The organism is Mesorhizobium sp. B2-4-18 (assembly GCF_006441385.1).
Lineage (GTDB): Bacteria > Pseudomonadota > Alphaproteobacteria > Rhizobiales > Rhizobiaceae > Mesorhizobium > Mesorhizobium australicum.
In genome coordinates, this window is sequence record NZ_VFUW01000002.1 from 377,223 (window position 1) to 396,500 (window position 19,278).

The window sequence follows — 19,278 nt, forward strand, 5'->3', positions numbered from 1 at the left end:
GAAATTCTTGGCGAAGGCTCAGCTCCGCGGCTTGAGATTCTCCGGGTCGTAAAGCGGCTTGTAGCCGACACTGGCGACCTCGACCGGATAGGTCTCGCCGAAATACTCGACCTTGAGCCTGCGGCCCTCCTGGGCATAGGCCCAGGGCAGATAGGCGAGCGCGATGTTCTTGCCGATGGTCGGACCATAGGCCACCGAGGTGGTGAACGACCGGCGGCCGAGTTCGTCGACCAGCGTCTCGCCGGTTGCCGGGTCCATGACCGGCATGGTGCCGACCGGATAACGGGCGACACCTCTGGAATCCTTGTTCTCGGTCATCACCAGCGTGCATAGCATCGCCGGCTGGTGCGCGCGCTCACGATACTCCAAGTGCTTGGCCTTGCCGCAGAAATCGTTCTCCTTGACCTTCGGGCGGGCGAGATCGGCTTCCAGCAGATTGTACTCGGTCAAGAGGTCGGCGTTCTGCAGCCGCAGGCTCTTCTCCATGCGGCGCGTATTGGCGTAGGTCTCGACGCCGAATGGCATGACACCGGCCGAGCGCAGCGCGTCCCAGACGGCGAGACCATCCTCGTAGCGCATATGCAGTTCCCAGCCCTGCTCGCCGACATAGGAAATACGGAACGCCGTAACGCCCTTGCCGCCGATCCGGACCGGCTTGATCGCCGCGAACGGAAAATTCTCCGGCGAAAGCCCATCCGGGTTCTCGACCACCTTTTGCAACGTCGTGCGGGCATTCGGCCCCCAGATGCCGATGGTGACGTACTTCTCGGTCACGTCGGTGATGGTGACGTCGAACCCTTTGTCCTGAGCCGTGCGGCGCATGTACTGGTAGTCGCGCGGCCCGGCGTCGGCGCCGTCGATCAGCCGACAGCGGTCGGCCATGCGGATCACCGTGAAGTCGGCGCGCACCATGCCTTGCTCATCGAGGAAGTGGGTGTAGATGCCCTTGCCGATGTTGTTGTCGCCGCCGATCTTGGCCGCGCACAGCCATTCCAGCAGCGCGACATGGTCGGGTCCTTCGATGTCATACATCGAGAAATGCGAGAGGTTGACGATACCGCAATCCTCGCTCATCGCCAGATGCTCGGCGTTGGAGACGCGCCAGAAATGGCGGTTGTCCCATTCGTTCTCGCGCACCGGCACGCGGTTTCCATACTGCTCAAGCAGATGCTCGTTGGCGGCATAGCCGTGCGCACGCTCCCAGCCGCCCAGCTCCATGAAATAACCGCCGAGTTCCTTTTCACGCTCCCAGAACGGCGAGCGCCTGATGTTGCGGGCCTTGGAGAAGGGTTCGCGCGGATGCACCGCCGGGTTGTAAACCTTCATCGCCGTCTCGGTGCAGCGATCCCAGATGAATTGTTCCTTGGTCTGGTGCGGATAGAAGCGCGCATAGTCGATGGCGTGGTGGTCGATCGCGGTGCGGCCATCCGTCATCCAGTCGGCGATCAGCTTGCCCATGCCGGGGCCGTCCTTGACCCAGATGGCGACGGCGTACCACAGGCCTCTCACCTTCTGGCTCTCGCCCATGGAAGGGCCGCCATCCGCCGTCACCTGCAGCAGGCCGTTGAAGGAATGGCTTTCGTTATAGCCGAGTTCGCCCAGGATCGGCGTCAGTTCCATGGCGCGTTCGAGCGGCGCCAGGATCTGCTCCATGTCGAGATCGCGCTGCGACGGCGACAGCCGTGCCTGGTCCTTCTCCAGCAGGTCGCGCGGATGGCAGAGGCGCGGATTGGTCTCTTCGTAGTAACCCCATTCGATCTGGCCGCCCTCGGCGGTCTTGGGGTCGCCGGTGTCGCGCATATAGGCCGAGTTGCCCTGATCGCGCAGCAGAGGCCAACCGATCTCCTTGCCGGTGCCGGCGAACTCGGTATAGGGGCCGAAGAAGGTCAGCGGATGGTCGATCGGCATGACCGGCAGGTCCTCGCCGACCATCTCGGCGATCAGCCGGCCCCAGATGCCGGCGCAGACGATGACATAGTCGGCCTCGATCGTGCCGCGGTCGGTCACCACGGCACTGATGCGGCCGTCCTTGACCACGAGCGACTTCGCCGGCGTGTTGGCGAAGGATTTGAGCTTGCCGGACGCTTCCGCCTGGTCGACCAGCTTGCCGGCAACGGTTTGCGAGCGCGGAATAACGAGGCCGGCATCGGGATCCCACAGGCCACCCTGCACCAGATCCTGTTCGATGAGCGGGAATTTTTCCTTGATCTCGACGGGGTCGATCAGGCGAGCGCGCGTGCCGAACGCCTTGGCCGAGGCGATCTTGCGTTTGATCTCGTCCATGCGGCCGTCGTCGCCGACACGGGCGACTTCGAGGCCGCCGACGCGCGCGTAATGGCCCATCTTCTCGTAGAAATCGATGGAATAGAGCGTCGTCCAGCACGACAGGAAATCGTGGCTGGTGGTGTAGCAAAAGTCGGAAGCGTGCGCGGTCGAGCCGATATCGGTCGGGATGCCCGACTTGTCGATGCCGACAATGTCGTCCCAGCCGCGCTCGATCAGATGATGGGCGATCGATGCGCCGACAATGCCGCCGAGGCCAATGATGACGACCTTCGCCTTTTTCGGAAACTCTGCCATTGCCCGCGACTCCAGAATGCTGTTGCGGGCGGCGTCGGCGCCCGTCTGATCGGCGCACAATATGCAGGCGACGGGGACGGCGCTACCGCCTGTTTGCGACACGCCTCGGATGCCGCGCGACCCCTCCCCAAATCAGGAAAAACATCTACCCGTCAGGCGAAAGCCCAGACGTCCTCGGCCTGGAAGCCGACCTGATAGCCCGCCGTCTTCAGCTTGACCACGACCTGTCCGATCTCCGGCGCGGGCAGCGCACCAACCTCGACCTTGATCATGCCGGGACGATAGCGCTTGAGGTCGAGCTGCTCGAACACGATCCAGTCGGCGCCTTCACAATCGACGAGGAAGGCGTCGATATGGGTGATGCCGTTGCGGTCGAGCAATGTCTGCAAGGTCTCCGACGGCACCTCGATGTCTTTCAGATGCGGCGCGAACTTGTTGAAATTGGCGTCAGCCTCGCCCCAGGCATTCTTGCCCGACATCAGGTTGGTGTCGGTCACCGACGAGCAGCCGATAAACTCGATCGGCAGCGTGCCGGCTTCGAGTGCGGCAGCGTCAAAGGTGTGGACCGTGATCGTGCCTTTAGTTCTCGTTACCGCGACGGGTTCGATGACGAAGCGGTCCGTGTCAGGGTAATTGGCGCGCAGCCGTTTCTGGTTGTACGGGATCGGCTCGACCAGCATGGCGCGGGCCTTCGGAATGCGGTGCAGCCAAGGCGTCACGTCATCGAACAGCGCGCCATCGCAGGCGCCGACATTGACCATCTGGAATGGCCGGCCGCTATCACTGAAGCGTGCCTTCAGCGCCGCCTTGGCGAGGAACTTGGTGCCGCGCAGCGACGGCCCGCGATCGAGCAGGCCGGCGGGAAGCCCGAGCGACAGGGCAATGCGCGCCAGGTTGGAAACTGAACTCATGATTTGTCTCCTGGTATGACGTGCAGGGCGGCGCGGTGCTGGCCGGTGACCGCCGCCCACAACGCCATGAAGGGCGGTGCCAGCAGCAGGAATGGCGGGATCAGATGCGGGAAATAAATGCGCGTGTCGTGGATCGGGAAGACGCTGAATTTGGCGAGCGCACCGAGCACCAGCGCAGCAAACAGAATGCCCGCGCGGCGGCCGAGCCTGAAGCCGGCGCGGTTGGCCGCAAACCACCCGGCCAGCGCCAGAACCGAGACCCCGACCCAGCTGTTCAGGTTGACAGCGCGCAGCAGCGAGGCGGCAAACGCCCGGAGATAGGCGATGACGGAAAAAGCCGGCTCAAACCCGTCCATATTGTAGTGCTGCCCGATGCTGGAAAACCACAGATGCGGCCACCACCCGGGATGATGGGCCCAGTGCGAAATGGCGAAATACGCGGCGAGCGAAGCAGCAAAACCGACCAGCACGCCCCAGCCCTTCTGCCGGAACAGGACCAGCAGCACAGCGAAAACGGCAAGGAAAACTATGTTGTCCGGCCGCACCATGAAGGCGAGGAAGAGGAGGATCGCCGTCGCCACCTCGCGGCCTCGGACATAAGCGAAGAGACCGCCTAGCAGCAGTGCCGAGGTAAGCAGGTCCGGTGTCGAAGCGCGCGCGGCGTCGCCGAAATCGGCCATGATCAGCACCGCGCCGACCACCGGTGCCAACGCCAGTGCCTTTTCCGCACGCAGCCAGAGCAGCGTGATCGCGCCGAACAGCAGGACCGAAAACACCTGCACCAGCCGCATCGCCTCGACCGGCGACATGACGGAACTCAGCGTCGACAGGATTTCGGCATAGAGGAACTTGATCCGGTACATGCCGAGCAACGAATGGAAGTCGGCGGCGTTCTGCGTCATGTGGCTGCGGAAGCCACCGCCATCGTCGGTCAGCGCCTTGTAGTCGCCCGCCGAGACACCCGATTTGACGGTGTTGTAGGCATAGTCATGCAGTGCCTGCGCATCGGGGTAGGTGCCCTCCTCCGATATGGCGAGATAGGGCAGCATGTCCCAGTTGGCGTCGGGCATCACCCAGGCCGTGAACGCCGTCAAAAGCATATAGAGGGTGAAGGCAGCCGCACCGATCGGAGCCGCCAGCCGCGCATAGGTCCCCTCGCCCCACGCCAGACCGGCCTCGGCGAGCCGGTCGAGTGGACTTTGCGGAGCGGGCGACTTGGTCAGCATGTCTTCTCGGCGAACGTTCGTTTCAACGGACTTGGCTTTTGACGAAATCCTTCACGATCGCCACGATGCCACGCGACAAGAGACTGTCGAAGGCATCGACGAAGCGGTCAACATGCTCGCGTTGGCAGATCAGCGGCGGCTCGAGCCGGATGACGTTGCGGTTGTATTCGGTGAAGGCGACGAGCACGTCGTAGTCGCGCAGCAGCAGCGCGCCGACGAAACCGGACAGCGAACCCTTCAGCTTCTCGTCGAGCACGCTGACGATGGGGCGCAGCACCATCGGCAAGGTCTGCGAGAAGTCGTGAAACTCCAGCCCGACCATGAAACCCTTGCCGCGCACGTCCTTGATGATCTTCGGGTATTTTTCCCTGAGTGCCTGCAGCCGCTGCAGCAGGTACTCGCCGGTGACGGCGGCGTTGTCGATCAGCCCCTCGTCGTAAAGCACGTTAATGCCTTCCATCGCCGTGGCACACGCCTCGCCCATGCCGCCGAAAGTGGCCATTGCATGGATCATCGCCGTCTTCGGCGTGCCGTAGGCCTTCATGTAGATTTCGCGGCGCGCAATCATCGCGCCGACAGCGGCCTTGCCGGCACCCAGCGATTTGGCCAGTGCCGTCACATCGGGCACGACGCCATGATGCTCGAAGGCATAGAAGCGCCCCGAGCGGCCATAGCCGCACTGCACCTCGTCGGCGACCCACAGCACGCCATACTGGTCGCACAGCGCCCGCAGCTTCCGCCAGTATTCAGTCGGCGCCTGGATGATGCCACCGCCGCCCTGTATGGTTTCCAGCACGATGACGCCGATCTCCGGATCGGAGCGGAACAGGCGCTCGACGGCCTCGATATCGGCAAAGGGAATGCGGACGGTATTGTCGGCCATCCTGAACTCGGCGCGGTAGAGCTGGCCGTCGGTGATGCCCAGCACACCCTTGGTCTTGCCGTGGAATGAATTCTCGGCATAGACGATTTTCGGCCGCTTCGGGCCGGCGGCACGCTCGGCAAGCTTCACCGCCGCTTCCATCGCTTCCGAGCCCGACGAGCCCAAAAACACCATGTCGAGATCGCCAGGCGAACATTTGGCGATGTTGTGCGCCAACGCGGCGGCATATTGCGACATGAAGGCGATGGCGATTTCCTGCCGCTTTTCCTCCTGGAATTTCTTGCGCACTTCCAGAATGCGCGGATGGTTGTGGCCGAAGGCCAGCGACCCGAAGCCGCCGAAGAAATCGAGGATCTTGCGGCCGTTCTGGTCGATGTAGAACATGCCCTCTGCACGTTCGATCTTGATCTTGTGGAAGCCGAGCAGCTTCATGAAATGCAGCTGGCCGGGGTTGAGATGCGCCTTGAACAGGTCGGTCATCCCTGCGACATCCATCGCCTTGGCCTGCTCGACGCTGATCAGGTCGGGCTTGGCGGTGGTGGCGGGCGACAGTGTCGGCGCGCTGACCAGGGTGCGCGTATTCGTCTGTTCCGGCTTGGCCATGACGGTCATTTCAATCTCCTGTTCGCGCCCGCGACTGGCGTCGTGCGCAATAAACTGTTCGGCGCGCCCCTATTCGGCGGGGACATGTTTGGTGGCGACGGCGGGCCCGGCCTTCTTGGCGCGGTATTCGCTGTAGGCGGCGATCAGCATGTCCTCGTCGCGGTATTGCGGCACCCAGCCGAGCTGCCGTTCGGCCTTGGACACGTCGAGCACACAGTCCTCGTCGGCGATCAGATATTGCTCCGGATCCATGATCGGCATGTTGAAGAGGTCGAGCAGGTCGAGCGTGCGCTTGACCGCCCAGCCCGGGGTAGGCATCAGGATCGACTTCGAGCCGGCATGCCGGATCAGGTCCCCAAGCAATTTCTTCACCGGCGGCGGATTGAGCGACCCGAGATTATAGGCCTCGTTGGGCACACCGGCCTTCCACGCGGCGCGCGCCGCCTCCGCGCAGTCGAACACCGAGATGAACTGATAAGGGTTGCGGCCCGAACCGATCATCGGCACGGGAAAGTTCCAGTCGATCAGCTTGAACAGCTTTTCGAGGATGCCGAGGCGGCCGGGGCCGATGATCAGGCGTGGGCGAAACAGCGAGACCGACATGCCGCGCTTGCGCCATTCGGCGGCCAGTTCCTCGGTCTTCTGCTTCGACCAGCCATATTCGCCGAGCGGCGCGACCGGGTGCTCCTCGGTCATCGGCTGGGTGACGGTGTGACCATAGATCATGTCCGTCGTATAATGGACGAGCCTGCGGGCACCAGCCTTGTCCATGGCCTGCAGGATGTGCTCGGTGCCGTGGAAATTGACCGGAAAGAAGAAATCGTGCCGCTTCGCCCGCACCTGGATCGGTGACAGCATCTTGGCCGACAAATTGTAGACCATGTCGTCGGCCTTCAGCCCGACCGCGGCAACCGAGCCTTGGTCGGTGACGTCGCACTTGATGAAGCGGACAGTGCGGTAATGCGCAAGGTCGCTCCTGACGATGTCGGCGACGACAACCTCTTCACCGTCGGCCACAAGCTTCGGCGCCAGGTGACGGCCAACAAAGCCGTCACCCCCGAAAATCACATGTCTCATCGAACGATCTCGTTTGCTTGTATCTTGTCGGGCGTGATGGAAGCGCTCTGGTCTTCATGCCCTCGCCCACTTTGCGCGATCAGCACCGTACCGACGCAGATGCAGGCAATGCCGGCGATGCGCCAGCCATTCAGGTCTTCTCGGAAGACGAAATAGGCGAAGATCGCGACCGCGACATAAGCCAGGCTCAGAAACGGATAGGCGAAGGAAAGCTCGACCTTGGAAAGCACGTAGAGGTGCGAGGCCATCGAAATGACGAAGGTGCACAGGCCAAGGAAGACCCAGGGGCTGAAGACGATCTGCAACAGCTTGATCAGCGGATTGGTGCCCTCGAATGAAATCGGTCCGAGCGACATCATGCCTTGCTTCAGCATCAGCTGCGCAGCAGCATTTGTCATGACCGTAAACAAAATGAAGACGATATATTTCATGCAGCCCGCCACCCTGTGATATCAGCTAATACAAATCTGAAAAGATTTCGTGAACCCACAAGACATTTCTAGGTAAATCTGGACATTAAACATTCGTAAACCACGATTCATTCTAAGTTTACCTATTCGGCTGCCTCTGCATCGCGCCGCCGCAGGTCGACAATCCCGGCCGTGCGCGCCCAGAAGTCGGACATGAAGGCGGGATCGCGCAGCGCTTCCAGCCTCGGCCACTCCGGGAACGAAGCAACGAAGGTTGCAGCACTCATGCGCGCATCCTTGTAAGGGTTGACCGCCCCACCAGCCGCGATCGTCATGCGGTCGAGTTCGCCGAGCAGGGCAAGTGTCGCCGCTCCCCTGTTGGGGAAGTCCAGCGTCAGCGTGTAACCCGGACGAGGGAACGACAGCAGCGCCGGCGAGCGGATCGAACCGAAGCGCTTCAAGACGGTGAGGAACGACCCCTGCCCGGCCTGCCTGGCCGCCGTGAGCAGTGCCGGCACGATTGCGCGCGCGGCCTCTTCCGGGACCACGCTCTGATGCTGGAACAGCCCCTTCGGTCCATAGAGCCTGTTCCAGTCGCGCGCACCGTCGAGAGGGAAGAAGAAGCCCTGGTATTCGACCTGGCGCGGCACCTTGGCCTGCCCCTTTTTCCACCTGTAGGCGGCGTTGAAAGCGGTCAGGAACGGCCGGCTGAGCACGTTGAAAGGCGGCTGGAGCGGAACGGAGAATTTCGCGCTCGCACGCGCGGCCGCGTGCGAGCCGTGCTCGGCGTGGTTGCCCGTAAACAGCAGCCCCCGTCCGCTGTTGCGGCCACCGGCGAGCTGGTCGATCCAGGCGACGGCATATTCATTGGCCTGGTCCGCCGCTTCGGCAAGGTCGAAATATTCGCGGAGGTCGCGAAACCGCGTCGTCTTTTCCACGATATCGAGCGACGGAACCCGCATCAGCCGGATCGAAGCCGACAGGATCAGGCCGGTGAGCCCCATGCCACCGATGGTCGCCCGAAACAGGCGCGGATTGTTGGCCGCAGAGCAGCGATAGCTGTGTCCATCCGACCGAAGCAGCGTGAAACTCTCCACATGGCAACCGAACGTACCGCGCCGGTGATGGTTCTTGCCATGGACATCGTTGGCAATGGCGCCGCCGAGCGTGACGAATTGTGTGCCGGGCACCACCGCCGGGAAGAAGCCATGAGGCGCGGCATGTGCAATGACATCCGCGAGCAGCACCCCGGCATCCGCTTCGAGCAGACCGCTCTCGGCGTTGAAGCCGCGAATGCGGTTCAGGGGCCGCATGTCGATGACGGTGCCGAGCTGGTTCTGGCAGGAATCGCCGTAGGATCGGCCGTTGCCATAGGCAAGCAGCGACGCTTGCCTGGCCTGGCCGCCCTTCAGCAGCGCAATGGCGTCATCGGCGTGGATCGCCCTTGCCGCTGGCGGCGTGGCAAGGCCAAAGCTCTGGAAGCGTTCCGCCATGCCTACCAGCCTCCGATGACCAGCAGCACCGCGCCGATCGCCACCACGATCTGGCTGCGCCAGTCGCGAATGATGAAGACGACCGGGTCATCGTGCATTTCGTCGCGGCGCGCCAGGATCCAGACACGCATGGTGAGATAAAGCACGATCGGCGCCAGCGGCCAGATCAGCCAGGGATGCGGATAGAGTTCGCGCACCGCGACGCTGTCCATGTAGAGCGCCAGCACCAGCGCCGAGGAGAACGCCGAAGCCATGCCGGCCTGGGCGACAATCTCCTGGTCTTCGGTGCGATAGCCGCGGCCGGCAATGCGTTCGCCGGGCGGAATGGCTGTGGTGCGCAATTCGACAAAGCGCTTCACCAGTGCCAGCGACAGGAAGAAGAAGATCGAGAAGGCGAGCAGCCAGAACGAGACGTCGACGCCCGTGGCGGCCGCGCCGGCGAGCACACGAATGGTGTAGAGGCCGGCAAGCGTCAGCACGTCGACCAGAAGCATGCGCTTGAACGACAGCGAATAGGCCGTGGTAACGACCATGTAGCCGCCGAGCACAGCCAGGAATTCAAGCGACAGGAACAACCCGGTGCCGACGCCGATCGCCAGCAGCACCGCGATTGCGCCAAGGCCGAACGGAATAGACAGCGCACCGCTGGCGAACGGCCTGTTGCGCTTGGTCAGATGCTTGCGGTCGAGCGCAAGGTCGAAGAAATCATTGAGGATATAGATCACCGACGCCACCGCACTGAACGAGATGAACGCCAGCAGGCATTCCCAGATCATGTTGGAATTGAAATATTCGTGCGACAGCATCATCGGCACGGCGATCAGCGAATTCTTCAGCCACTGGTGGACGCGCAGCATCTTGACGATGGTCCGCAACGTCGGCTTGGGCGCCGGCATCGTTTCGGCGCCATGCGCCGCCTGCCAGCGCGCGGCATGACGGTCCGGCGCCACCACGATCGCGCTGCGTGCCGCGTCGAACACCTGGAGGTCATGGCGGCTGTTGCCGGCATAGTCGAAACCGGCATCGCCATAGGCCGCAAGGAGGGAGGCTCGCTTCTTTCCCGAAGTGAGATTGTCGAGACCCTCGGTGGCCAGTACCCGGTCGAAAATGCCGAGATGGACAGCAATGGCGTCGGCGAACTTGCGCGGCGTGCCGGTGGCCAGCACGAGTTTGCGGCCTTCGGCGTGCTCGGTGCGGAGCCGGTCGAGCAGGGGCGCCCGATAGGGCAGCGTGGCGGGGTCGATGTCGATGCGTTGGGCGATCGCCTGCTTCAGCCGCGCCGGTCCGCCGGCCGCCCAGAAAGGCACCAGGAAGAAATAGAGCGGGTTCTTCTTGAGGAGGATGAACAATCCTTCCCACAAAAGGTCCGTCGCGATCAGCGTGCCGTCGAGATCGACCGCAAGCGGTATTGCGTTCCTGTCCGACCGCGCGTCCATGCCCGTCCTGCCCTGCCAGCGTCTGATCCGGAAACCGGAACCCGTTGGGCGCCGTGTTTCGGCGTCTTGATGCTGATAGCGGGGGATCGCCTAGCGAACATTAAAACGTACGGTTGCAAAGGGCTGCCGCCGCGGTATTTCCATCGTCATTGTTAAACAACAGCTACCGGAAACAATAAAAGGCCGAGCAAACGCCCGGCCTTTCCAATCATCACACCGAGATTACTTGATGCGGGCGACGCCGCCTGAAATCTCGACGGTTTCCGAACCGGTCAGGGCTTCAAGGTCGCCATTGGGCAAGGTGACAAAACAGCCATTCTGGCAGAACTCGACGGTTTCACCGCCAGCCAGCGCAAGCTCGGTCTTGCTGCCGCCCTCGGTCACGACCAGCGTGCGCGTCTCGGCGTCCTTGTTGACCGCGCTGGCGGCATGGGCCGAGCCGCTCACGGCTAGCAAGGCCACGGCAGCGACGAGAGACTTCCACATTTGCAATATCGGTGTTCCCACCGCCTCTGTTGCATTTCCACAAGGCATTCTCGCCTTTGCATGGGAGCTTATATGAGATGGAAGCTGAACCGCAACTGAATGCCGCATTCATGCCGCAATTGGCTTTGGCTTTCGCACATACCCACCCTGTCAATCTGGCCGCGCGGCAATGCGTCTCGGCAATGGCAGCCCGGTAGGAGGATCCAGAGCCTAGTCCGGATCGGGTTTCTTCGACTTGCGCTGCTTCGGCAGCTTTTTCGCTTCGGCCTCGGCTTGCGCCTTGGCCTCTTCCCGTTCGGCGAAATCGACCTCGATCTTGTCGTCGTCGGTCGGCCATGCCACGTGCTTCTTGGCCTCGACGACCGCGCGCGGCGTGGACGGGATTTCGATATGCTGGTCGTCGAATCTTTCCAGCACGGTGAAGCGGACGTCGTTCTGCACGATGTTGCCGTTCATCACATCGGCCAGGAACACGCGGATCTCGAATTCGAGCGCGGCGGGTCCAAAATTGGAAAACAAGACGAAAGGCTCGGGGTTCTTCAGCACCAGCGGATGGCTGCGCGCGATATCCAGCAGCACCGCGTGGACCTGCTTGACGTCGCTGCCATAGGCGACGCCCACCTTGATGTCGATGCGGCCGAGCTTGTTGCGGTGCGTCCAGTTGCCGACGGCGTTGTTGATCAGGTTCGAATTGGGCAGGATCACCGACTGCCGCTGAAAAGTCTCGATCTCCGTGGCACGCACGCTGATCTTCTTGACCGTGCCGCTGACGTCGCCGGCCACAATCCAGTCGCCGACCTTGAACGGCCGCTCGGCCAGAAGGATCAGGCCGGAGACGAAATTCGACACCACATTCTGCAGGCCAAAGCCGATACCGAGGGAAAGCGCACCCGCGACCAGCGCCAGGCTGGAGAGGTCGATGCCGGCCGCAGAGATGCCGACCAGTGCGGCGAGCGCAACGCCGGCATAGCCGACCGCCAGCCGGATCGAGTTGCGCACTCCGGTGTCGACCTTGCCGCGCGCCATGACCGAGCCGTCGAGCCAGCCCTGGAACCAGCGCGTCAGGAAATAGCCGATAACGAAGACGACGATGCCCGACAGGATGCCAGTGACCGAAATGGTCACCGAACCGATATTGATTCCGGTTGCGAGCTTGTACGCCCACGCCTCGATGTCGCCGAGCTGGAAGCCCCACATCAAAAGGATCAACGGCAGAAACACCAGCATGATCATCACGTTGATGGCGATGCTGACGACAAGGCCGAGCTGGTCGAGTGCGGTATCTTCATAGCTGGAATTGGCCGACAGCCAACGCCCGACCGAGGTGTTGGCGAAAGCGCCCTCCTCGCCGATCGCCTGCGCCGACAGGAAGCCGATATAGGCCGTTATCAGCGCGGTGCCGGTGACCACGACCTGCAGCGAGACGAACAGGGCAAGGCCGATATAACCGAGCAGCGCCGCTATGATGGTGAAAAGCCCCAGCCCGAGCGAGGTGTAGCGCAGCCAGGCCGGCCACGGGCGCCAGCTTCCGTCACGCGCCCTGAACGGCCTCAGCATCGCCATGAGGATCAGGATGACGCCGACGATGATGGTGGCCACGAAACTGCGCGCGATGGTCAGCGACAGCGGCGACCCCATCTTGTCGTTGACGACCGACAGGAAGGTGTTGAAGCTGATGACCACGGCCATGGCGGTGGTCAGGCGGACCAGCCAGCGCGCCGGCCCGGTTTCGACGGGGATGAGCCGCCAGTTGGGCAAACGCGGCTCGAGTGCAGCGTTGGTCAGCCGATTGACACAGAACACCACGCCGATGACCGTGGCCAACGCATTGAGGAAGAGGCCAATATCGCCGCGCAGCACGTTGTAATAATTGAAAAAGAAGATCGTCGAGCCGAGAAAGGCGGCGACAGCCAGCGTCGGCAGCAAGGTCGACCAGAAGGCCACGGACAGGCGGCTGAGATAGGATGGGTCCTCATTGGTCGGATCGGCCTCGAACACCCGCCCGAACAGGCGCCTCCCGCCGACCAGCAGCACCAGCGCCAGGCCGAGCGCCATGAAGGTGGCGGCCAGGATAGCCTGAAACTTGAACTTGATGGCGAAGCTCAGCCAGGACGACACCGCCTTGTAGAAATTGCCGAACTCGTCGCGCGCATCGGAAAACACCTGCGGGCTCAGCGCGTCCGAGAGCACGTAGCGCTTCGTCAAAAGATTGCGGAACAGCGCGCTGCGCATGTTGCCGATCTTGTCGATCAGCCCGCTGATGCGGATCGACAAGGATTGAGCTTGCGCGATGACCGCGTTGATCTCGGCCTTTTCGGACGTCAGCCCCTCGCGTTCGGCGCTGACGATGTCGGGCTCAGCCGGTTGGCCGGCGGCGGGCGGCGGCCCGAGCTGTTCGAGCCTGCTGTTGATTTCGCCCAGGCGTGTGCGGAACGCCAGCGCGCTGGTCAGCGATTGCCGTGACAATTCCTCGAGTTGCAGGCGGATGTCGACGAGGTTGCTGTCGTCCTCGCCATCCTGCTGTATCTGCTTCTCGAAATTGTCGGCCTTGGTCGTCAGGCCTTGAATGATCTTTTGCTGATCGGCGACCAATCCGGCGGGCGCCTGGCCAACGCCTTGCGCCGCCGCCTCGAACGACAGCGGCGCCGAAACGACAAGCGCCAGGACCAGGATAAGGCGAAGCAATCGAAAAAACATGATGGATTGGCGACTCGCGGACGGCAAAGGCATTCAAAAAGCCTGTCCTTGATAAAGACGGCCATATCATGGGGCAAGTCACCGCGACGATCGCGCTCATCGAGCGTCGGCCAGTCGAAAGGCGATGGCGCAATATTGGCTTTGTATCAGCCCCCTGCTCTATAGTCTGCCGCATCGCCCGAACCGGATGACAATGATGGCAGAGTACTCGGCCTTTTCGCTGCTTGCGAACGCGCTCAAGGGAAACAAGGACTGGAAGCCGGCCTGGCGCAAGCCGGATCCGAAGGCATCCTACGACGTCATCATCATCGGCGGCGGCGGGCATGGGCTGGCGACCGCCTACTATCTAGCCAAGGAACACGGCATCACCAATGTCGCGGTGCTGGAGAAAGGCTGGCTGGGCTCCGGCAATGTCGGCCGCAACACCACGGCCGTTCGCTCAAATTACCTGCTGCCCGCCAACACCCGCTTCTACGAACATTCGATGAAGCTGTGGGAAAACCTGTCGCACGAGCTCAATTACAACGTCATGTTCTCGCAGCGCGGCTGCCTGAACCTGGCGCACACGCCGGCTCAGTTCGACGACTACGCAAGACGCGGCAACGCGATGCGCCATCTCGGCGTCGATGCGGAATTGATGACACCAGCCGAGATCAAGCGCTTGATCCCGGCGCTCGACATCTCCAACGGTGCACGCTTTCCCGTGGTCGGCGGCCTGATGCAGCGGCGGGCCGGCACCGCCCGGCACGACGCCGTCGCGTGGGGCTATGCGCGCGGCGCCGACCGGCGCGGCGTCGACATCATCGAGAATTGCGAGGTCACCGGCTTCCTGCGCGACGGCGACCGGGTTACCGGCGTTGCCACCTCGCGCGGCGATATCAGGGCCAAGAAGGTCGCGGTCGCGGTGGCTGGCAGCACCGGACGGGTCATGCAACTGGCCGGCGTCGAGACGATGCCGATCGAAAGCCATGTGCTGCAGGCCTTCGTCACCGAATCACTGAAACCCTTCATCGACACGGTCGTGACCTTCGGCATGGGCCATTTCTACATGTCGCAGTCCGACAAGGGCGGCCTTGTCTATGGCGGCGACATCGACGGTTACAACAGCTACGCCCAGCGCGGAAACCTGCCCATCGTCGATGAGGTGATGAGCGAGATGCTGGCGCTTTTCCCGGGCCTTGCGCGTGTGCGCATGCTGCGCTCCTGGGGCGGCGTCTGCGACATGTCGATGGACGGCTCGCCGATCATCACCATGGGGCCCCTACCTGGCATGTATCTCAATTGCGGCTGGTGCTATGGCGGCTTCAAGGCGACGCCCGCTTCCGGCTGGTGCTTTGCCTGGACCATCGCCAAGGATCAGCCTCACGATTTCAACGCCCCGTTCACGCTGGACCGCTTTCATCGCGGGCTGGTGATCGACGACAAGGGCCAGGGTGCAAACCCGAGGCTCCACTAGACAAGGCTTCATTAGGAACATTCCGTGCTGATCACTTGCCCCTATTGCGGCCCGCGCGATGTCATCGAGTTCACCTATCAGGGTGACGGCAACCGCGAACGTCCCGACCCCGCCTCGCAGAATTTCGAGGCCTGGAATGCCTATGTCTACGACCGGCTGAACCCGGCCGGCGACCACAACGAGATCTGGCAGCATTCCGGCGGCTGCCGGGCTCACCTGAGGGTGGTGCGCAACACGCTGACGCATGAGATTTCCAGTGTCGCCTTCGCGCGTGGCGATCACAGCTCGGCCGCGCACCGCAAGGCGGAGGACAAGCCATGAGCCCGCGACGCACCGACACGGGCGGCCGCATAGACCGGCTGAAGACGATCCGCTTCACCTTCGACGGCGTTGCCTATACCGGGCATGGCGGCGACACGCTGGCGTCCGCGCTGCTGGCCAATGGCGTCACCTTGTTCGGGCGTTCTTTCAAATACCATCGGCCGCGCGGCCTGCTGAGCGCGGGCGTCGAGGAGCCCAACGCGCTGGTCACGGTGCTGAAGGGCGAAGTGCGCGAACCCAACATTCCGGCAACCATGGTCGAGATCCATGACGGGCTGGTCGCCGTCAGCCAGAACCGTTTGCCCTCGCTTGCCTTCGACATCCATGCCGTCAACCAGCTCGGCGGAAAACTGCTGTCGGCCGGGTTTTACTACAAGACCTTCATGGGACCGGTTGTCGGCCCGCTGAAAGGCACGCGCTTCTGGATGTTCTGCGAGCATTTCATCCGCCGCGCCGCCGGCCTCGGCAGCGCCGGATCGGCAAAGGACCCGGCCCGCTACGAGCGCATGAACGCTTTTTGCGACGTGCTTGTGGTCGGCTCCGGACCGGCCGGCCTGATGGCCGCCAAGGCAGCCGCCGACCAGGGCGCCCGCGTCATCCTGGCCGATCTCGAGCCGCGTTTCGGCGGATCGGCCAACTGGTCCGGTGAAACCATCGATGGCGCACCCGCCGCTGATTGGGTGCGGCGCACCGTGGCCCAGCTTGAGGCGCGAGACAATGTCCGGCTTCTGCCGCGCACCACTGTCTGGGGCTACTACGACAACAATACGCTTGCCGCGCTCGAGCGGGTCAGCGACCACAAGGCGCAGCCCGCCAAGGGGGAGCCGCGCCATCGCTACTGGGCGATCCGCGCCGGATCCGTCGTGCTGGCCACCGGCGCCTTCGAAAGGCCGCTGGTGTTTCCCGGCAATGACCGGCCCGGCGTGATGTTGGCGCATGCGGCGGAGCGCTACGCCAACGAATTCGGCGTGCTGCCGGGCCAACGGGTCGTGCTGTTCACCAACAATGACAGCGCCTACCGCTCGGCGCTGGCGCTGAAGCAGGCGGGTGCGGCGATCGTTGCCATCGTCGACGTGCGCCCGCAACCATCCGCCGAGATGGGCGTCCTGGCCGGCGAAGCCGAGGCGGAACTGCTTTCCGGCCATGCGGTGGTCGCCACGGAAGGCGGCAAGGCCTTGTCCGGCCTCAAGGTTCAGCGCTTCGACATGGTCGCGGGCGCGCTGAGCGGCGACGCGCGCAGCATCCATGCCGATTGCCTGTTGATGTCCGGCGGCTGGTCGCCGACCATCCATCTGGCCAGCCAGGCCGGCGCCAAGGCTGAATGGAACGCGGCCCGGCAGGCCTTCCTGCCGCCCAAGCCGACGCAAAGCTGGATCGGCGCCGGCGCGTTCACCGGCAGCTTTTCGACGGGAGAGGCAATCGCCGAAGGGCGCGCCGCAGGCCTTGCCGCGAGTGGCGGCACCGCCACGCCGACGGCACTGCCCACTGTCGAGGCAGCTCCCGGAGATCCAGATCCCGCGCCTGTGTTCGAAGTCAAGGGCAGCGGCAAGAGCTTCGTCGACTTCCAGCACGACGTCACGGCGGAGGATGTCCGCCTGGCGCATCGCGAAGGCTTCGTCTCTGTCGAGCACCTGAAGCGCTACACCACACTCGGCATGGCCACCGACCAGGGCAAGAGCTCCAACGTCCCCGGCCTCGCCATCATGGCGGAAGCGCTGAGCAAACCGATCCCGGAAGTCGGCACCACCCGTTTCCGGCCACCTTTCGCGCCGGTGTCGATCGGCTCGCTGGCAGCGGAGCGCTTCGGCGATCTCAAGCCCGAGCGGCTGACCCCGATGCATGACTGGCATGTCGACAATGGCGCGACCATGTACTCCGCCGGCCTCTGGTACCGGCCGATGATCTACGGGCTTTCGGGCGAAACCGTCGAACAGGCCTATGTGCGCGAAGCCAAGGCGACGCGCGAAACCGCGGGCATCGTCGATGTCTCGACGCTGGGCAAGATCGCCGTGCAGGGTCCCGACGCCGCCGCATTCCTCGACCGTGTCTACACCAACATGTTTTCGACGCTCGCCGTCGGCAAGGCGCGCTACGGGCTGATGCTGCGCGAGGACGGCTTTGCCTTCGACGACGGCACCACATGGCGCCTGGGCGAACAGGATTTCCTGATGACCACCACCACGGCCAATGCCGGCAAGGTGATGCAGCATCTGGAATATTTTCTCGACGTGATCTGGCCGGAACTCAAGGTCCACGTCACCTCGGTGACCGACGAATGGGCGGGAGCCGCCATCGGCGGCCCGAAAGCGCGGCAGATTTTGGCAGCCTGCGTCACCGGCACTGCCGTGGACAACGCCACCTTGCCCTTCATGGGCATCGTGCACGGCGAGATCGCAGGCGTTCCGGTGATGATTTGCCGGCTTTCCTTCTCCGGCGAAATGGCCTTCGAAGTCTATTCCGGCGCCGGCCATGGCACCCATGTCTGGGAAGCACTGGTCGAGGCCGGTAAGCCGTTCGGGCTGGTTACCTACGGCCTCGAGGCGCTGGGCACGATGCGCATCGAGAAAGGCCATGTCACCGGCGCCGAGATTGATGGCCGCACCACCGCGCGAGACCTGCATCTCGACTGGATGCTGTCGAAGAAGAAGCCATTCATCGGCTCCGCGATGATGGATCGGGAAGGTCTCGTCGCGTCCGAGCGGCTGGAACTGGTCGGCCTGATCGCGCTCGACAACCGGCCGCTCAATGGCGGCGCGCACATTGTCGAGGACGTCGACGAAGCCAATCCGCACGGCTCGATCGGGCACATCACCGCCTGCTGCTATTCGCCGGCGCTCGGCAAGCATATCGCGCTGGCGCTGGTCAAGGGCGGCAAGGCCAGGAACGGCACGCGTGCGCATGTCTCCGATCCCTTGCGCAACCGCTTCGGGCCCGTGGAGATCGTCTCCAACCACTTCTACGATCCGGAAGGGACCCGCATGCATGGCTGAGCGTCAATCGCCCCTCGAGCCGGAGTTCCATGTCGGCTCGCACGGCAATTTCGAACATGGCGTCGAGATCCTGCTCACCGAAACCAGGCCGGGCTCGATCGTGCAACTCGCGGCATGGCCAGGCGAGGAGAAGAAACTGATGGAGGCCATCCGCACCGTCACCGGGCTTGCTCTGCCCGATGGCGCCGGCGGCGGCTCGAGCGACGGCGTGAAAGCGGTATTCGGCTTCGCGCCGGGAAAATTCACGGTGACCGATGAAGCCGAAGGACTGGCCCTAGCATTGACCAAGGCGGTAACGCCGGCGATCGGCACGGTGACGGACCTGTCGCATGGCCGCACCGCGATCCGCATTGCCGGGCCGAAAGCCGAATGGGTGCTGTCGAAATTCTTCGCCATCGACTTCGCCCTGCCTGCCTTTCCGGTCGGCGCCGGCCGCTCGACAACGCATCACGATGTCTTCGCCCAGATCCAGCGCACCGGCACCGACCAGTTCGACATCTATGTCTTTCGCTCCTTCGCGCGCTCGTTCTGGAAGGCGCTCTGCCACGCCAGCGAGGAAGTCGGTTACGAGGTGCAGTAGGCATGCGGTCTTAGAGCCGCGGCCTCTGGCCTCAATGCCGGCTGGTTCTGCCGCTAGAGAATCCTGCCGAAGGCGCCCAAGGTGGAAAACGTGGTCGTCCAACCGGCCCGAGGGGTGAAAATCCCGGTT

The 19,278-nt window shown here is 63.2% G+C and carries 14 protein-coding genes; 4 read left to right on the forward strand and 10 right to left on the reverse strand.

Going from position 1 to position 19,278, the window contains the following annotated elements; all coding sequences use genetic code 11:
• Positions 1 to 18: 18 nt before the first annotated feature.
• The 10 genes from FJ527_RS05375 to FJ527_RS05420 form a co-directional block, all read right to left on the reverse strand.
• Positions 19 to 2,580, reverse strand: coding sequence for an FAD-dependent oxidoreductase (locus FJ527_RS05375; protein WP_140822058.1), 2,562 nt, complete (start codon positions 2,578 to 2,580; stop codon positions 19 to 21).
• Between the two features lie 152 nt (positions 2,581 to 2,732).
• Positions 2,733 to 3,491: an FkbM family methyltransferase gene (locus tag FJ527_RS05380; protein ID WP_015317408.1), complete on the reverse strand. Its 759-nt coding sequence runs from the start codon at positions 3,489 to 3,491 to the stop codon at positions 2,733 to 2,735.
• Positions 3,488 to 4,717 carry a hypothetical protein gene (locus tag FJ527_RS05385; protein WP_140822060.1) on the reverse strand — a complete coding sequence of 410 codons (1,230 nt, stop codon included), beginning with the start codon at positions 4,715 to 4,717 and terminating at the stop codon, positions 3,488 to 3,490. The genes FJ527_RS05380 and FJ527_RS05385 overlap by 4 nt, the downstream gene beginning before the upstream one ends.
• Positions 4,718 to 4,739: 22 nt before the next feature.
• Positions 4,740 to 6,212 (reverse strand): aspartate aminotransferase family protein, encoded by a 1,473-nt coding sequence (locus FJ527_RS05390; RefSeq protein WP_140822062.1) that lies wholly within the window; start codon positions 6,210 to 6,212, stop codon positions 4,740 to 4,742.
• Positions 6,213 to 6,272: 60 nt separating this feature from the next.
• Positions 6,273 to 7,280, reverse strand: a complete 1,008-nt coding sequence (locus FJ527_RS05395) for an NAD(P)-dependent oxidoreductase (RefSeq protein WP_140822064.1) — start codon at positions 7,278 to 7,280, stop codon at positions 6,273 to 6,275.
• Complete coding sequence (locus FJ527_RS05400) at positions 7,277 to 7,711, reverse strand: EamA family transporter (protein ID WP_015317404.1); 435 nt, start codon at positions 7,709 to 7,711, stop codon at positions 7,277 to 7,279. The genes FJ527_RS05395 and FJ527_RS05400 overlap by 4 nt, the downstream gene beginning before the upstream one ends.
• Positions 7,712 to 7,833: 122 nt before the next feature.
• Positions 7,834 to 9,183 carry an FAD-binding oxidoreductase gene (locus FJ527_RS05405; RefSeq protein WP_140822066.1) on the reverse strand — a complete coding sequence of 450 codons (1,350 nt, stop codon included), beginning with the start codon at positions 9,181 to 9,183 and terminating at the stop codon, positions 7,834 to 7,836.
• A 2-nt stretch (positions 9,184 to 9,185) separates the two neighbouring features.
• The gene (locus tag FJ527_RS05410; protein ID WP_140822068.1) at positions 9,186 to 10,619 is read right to left on the reverse strand and encodes a UbiA family prenyltransferase; all 1,434 of its coding nucleotides are present in this window, start codon (positions 10,617 to 10,619) and stop codon (positions 9,186 to 9,188) included.
• Between the two features lie 222 nt (positions 10,620 to 10,841).
• A complete protein-coding gene (locus FJ527_RS05415; protein ID WP_027145877.1) occupies positions 10,842 to 11,105 on the reverse strand; it encodes a hypothetical protein in 264 nt (87 codons plus the stop codon).
• Positions 11,106 to 11,315: 210 nt separating this feature from the next.
• Positions 11,316 to 13,802, reverse strand: coding sequence for a mechanosensitive ion channel family protein (locus FJ527_RS05420; protein ID WP_140714814.1), 2,487 nt, complete (start codon positions 13,800 to 13,802; stop codon positions 11,316 to 11,318).
• Between the two features lie 196 nt (positions 13,803 to 13,998).
• Between FJ527_RS05420 and FJ527_RS05425 the strand changes: the two genes are divergently transcribed.
• From FJ527_RS05425 to FJ527_RS05440, 4 genes are read left to right on the forward strand one after another with little or no spacing between them, the layout of a single operon-like run.
• Entirely contained in the window at positions 13,999 to 15,258 is a 1,260-nt protein-coding gene (locus FJ527_RS05425; RefSeq protein ID WP_140723944.1) for a sarcosine oxidase subunit beta, read from the forward strand.
• A gap of 24 nt (positions 15,259 to 15,282) precedes the next feature.
• Entirely contained in the window at positions 15,283 to 15,579 is a 297-nt protein-coding gene (locus tag FJ527_RS05430; protein ID WP_140615891.1) for a sarcosine oxidase subunit delta, read from the forward strand.
• On the forward strand, positions 15,576 to 18,569 hold the full coding sequence (locus FJ527_RS05435; RefSeq protein ID WP_140714810.1) for a sarcosine oxidase subunit alpha: 2,994 nt from the start codon (positions 15,576 to 15,578) through the stop codon (positions 18,567 to 18,569). Before FJ527_RS05430 ends, FJ527_RS05435 begins: the two co-directional genes overlap by 4 nt.
• A complete protein-coding gene (locus FJ527_RS05440) occupies positions 18,562 to 19,149 on the forward strand; it encodes a sarcosine oxidase subunit gamma (protein ID WP_140714808.1) in 588 nt (195 codons plus the stop codon). Before FJ527_RS05435 ends, FJ527_RS05440 begins: the two co-directional genes overlap by 8 nt.
• The last annotated feature ends 129 nt before the right edge of the window (positions 19,150 to 19,278 follow it).

Coding starts and splice junctions, on each gene's coding strand:
- FJ527_RS05435 (WP_140714810.1), top strand. CDS start 15,576: ATGAGCCCGCGACGCACCGACACGGGCGGCCGCATAGACCGGCTGAAG.
- FJ527_RS05440 (WP_140714808.1), top strand. CDS start 18,562: ATGGCTGAGCGTCAATCGCCCCTCGAGCCGGAGTTCCATGTCGGCTCG.
- FJ527_RS05400 (WP_015317404.1), bottom strand. CDS start 7,711: ATGAAATATATCGTCTTCATTTTGTTTACGGTCATGACAAATGCTGCT.
- FJ527_RS05375 (WP_140822058.1), bottom strand. CDS start 2,580: ATGGCAGAGTTTCCGAAAAAGGCGAAGGTCGTCATCATTGGCCTCGGC.
- FJ527_RS05390 (WP_140822062.1), bottom strand. CDS start 6,212: ATGACCGTCATGGCCAAGCCGGAACAGACGAATACGCGCACCCTGGTC.
- FJ527_RS05410 (WP_140822068.1), bottom strand. CDS start 10,619: ATGGACGCGCGGTCGGACAGGAACGCAATACCGCTTGCGGTCGATCTC.
- FJ527_RS05380 (WP_015317408.1), bottom strand. CDS start 3,491: ATGAGTTCAGTTTCCAACCTGGCGCGCATTGCCCTGTCGCTCGGGCTT.
- FJ527_RS05425 (WP_140723944.1), top strand. CDS start 13,999: ATGGCAGAGTACTCGGCCTTTTCGCTGCTTGCGAACGCGCTCAAGGGA.
- FJ527_RS05420 (WP_140714814.1), bottom strand. CDS start 13,802: ATGTTTTTTCGATTGCTTCGCCTTATCCTGGTCCTGGCGCTTGTCGTT.
- FJ527_RS05395 (WP_140822064.1), bottom strand. CDS start 7,280: ATGAGACATGTGATTTTCGGGGGTGACGGCTTTGTTGGCCGTCACCTG.
- FJ527_RS05415 (WP_027145877.1), bottom strand. CDS start 11,105: ATGTGGAAGTCTCTCGTCGCTGCCGTGGCCTTGCTAGCCGTGAGCGGC.
- FJ527_RS05405 (WP_140822066.1), bottom strand. CDS start 9,183: ATGGCGGAACGCTTCCAGAGCTTTGGCCTTGCCACGCCGCCAGCGGCA.
- FJ527_RS05385 (WP_140822060.1), bottom strand. CDS start 4,717: ATGCTGACCAAGTCGCCCGCTCCGCAAAGTCCACTCGACCGGCTCGCC.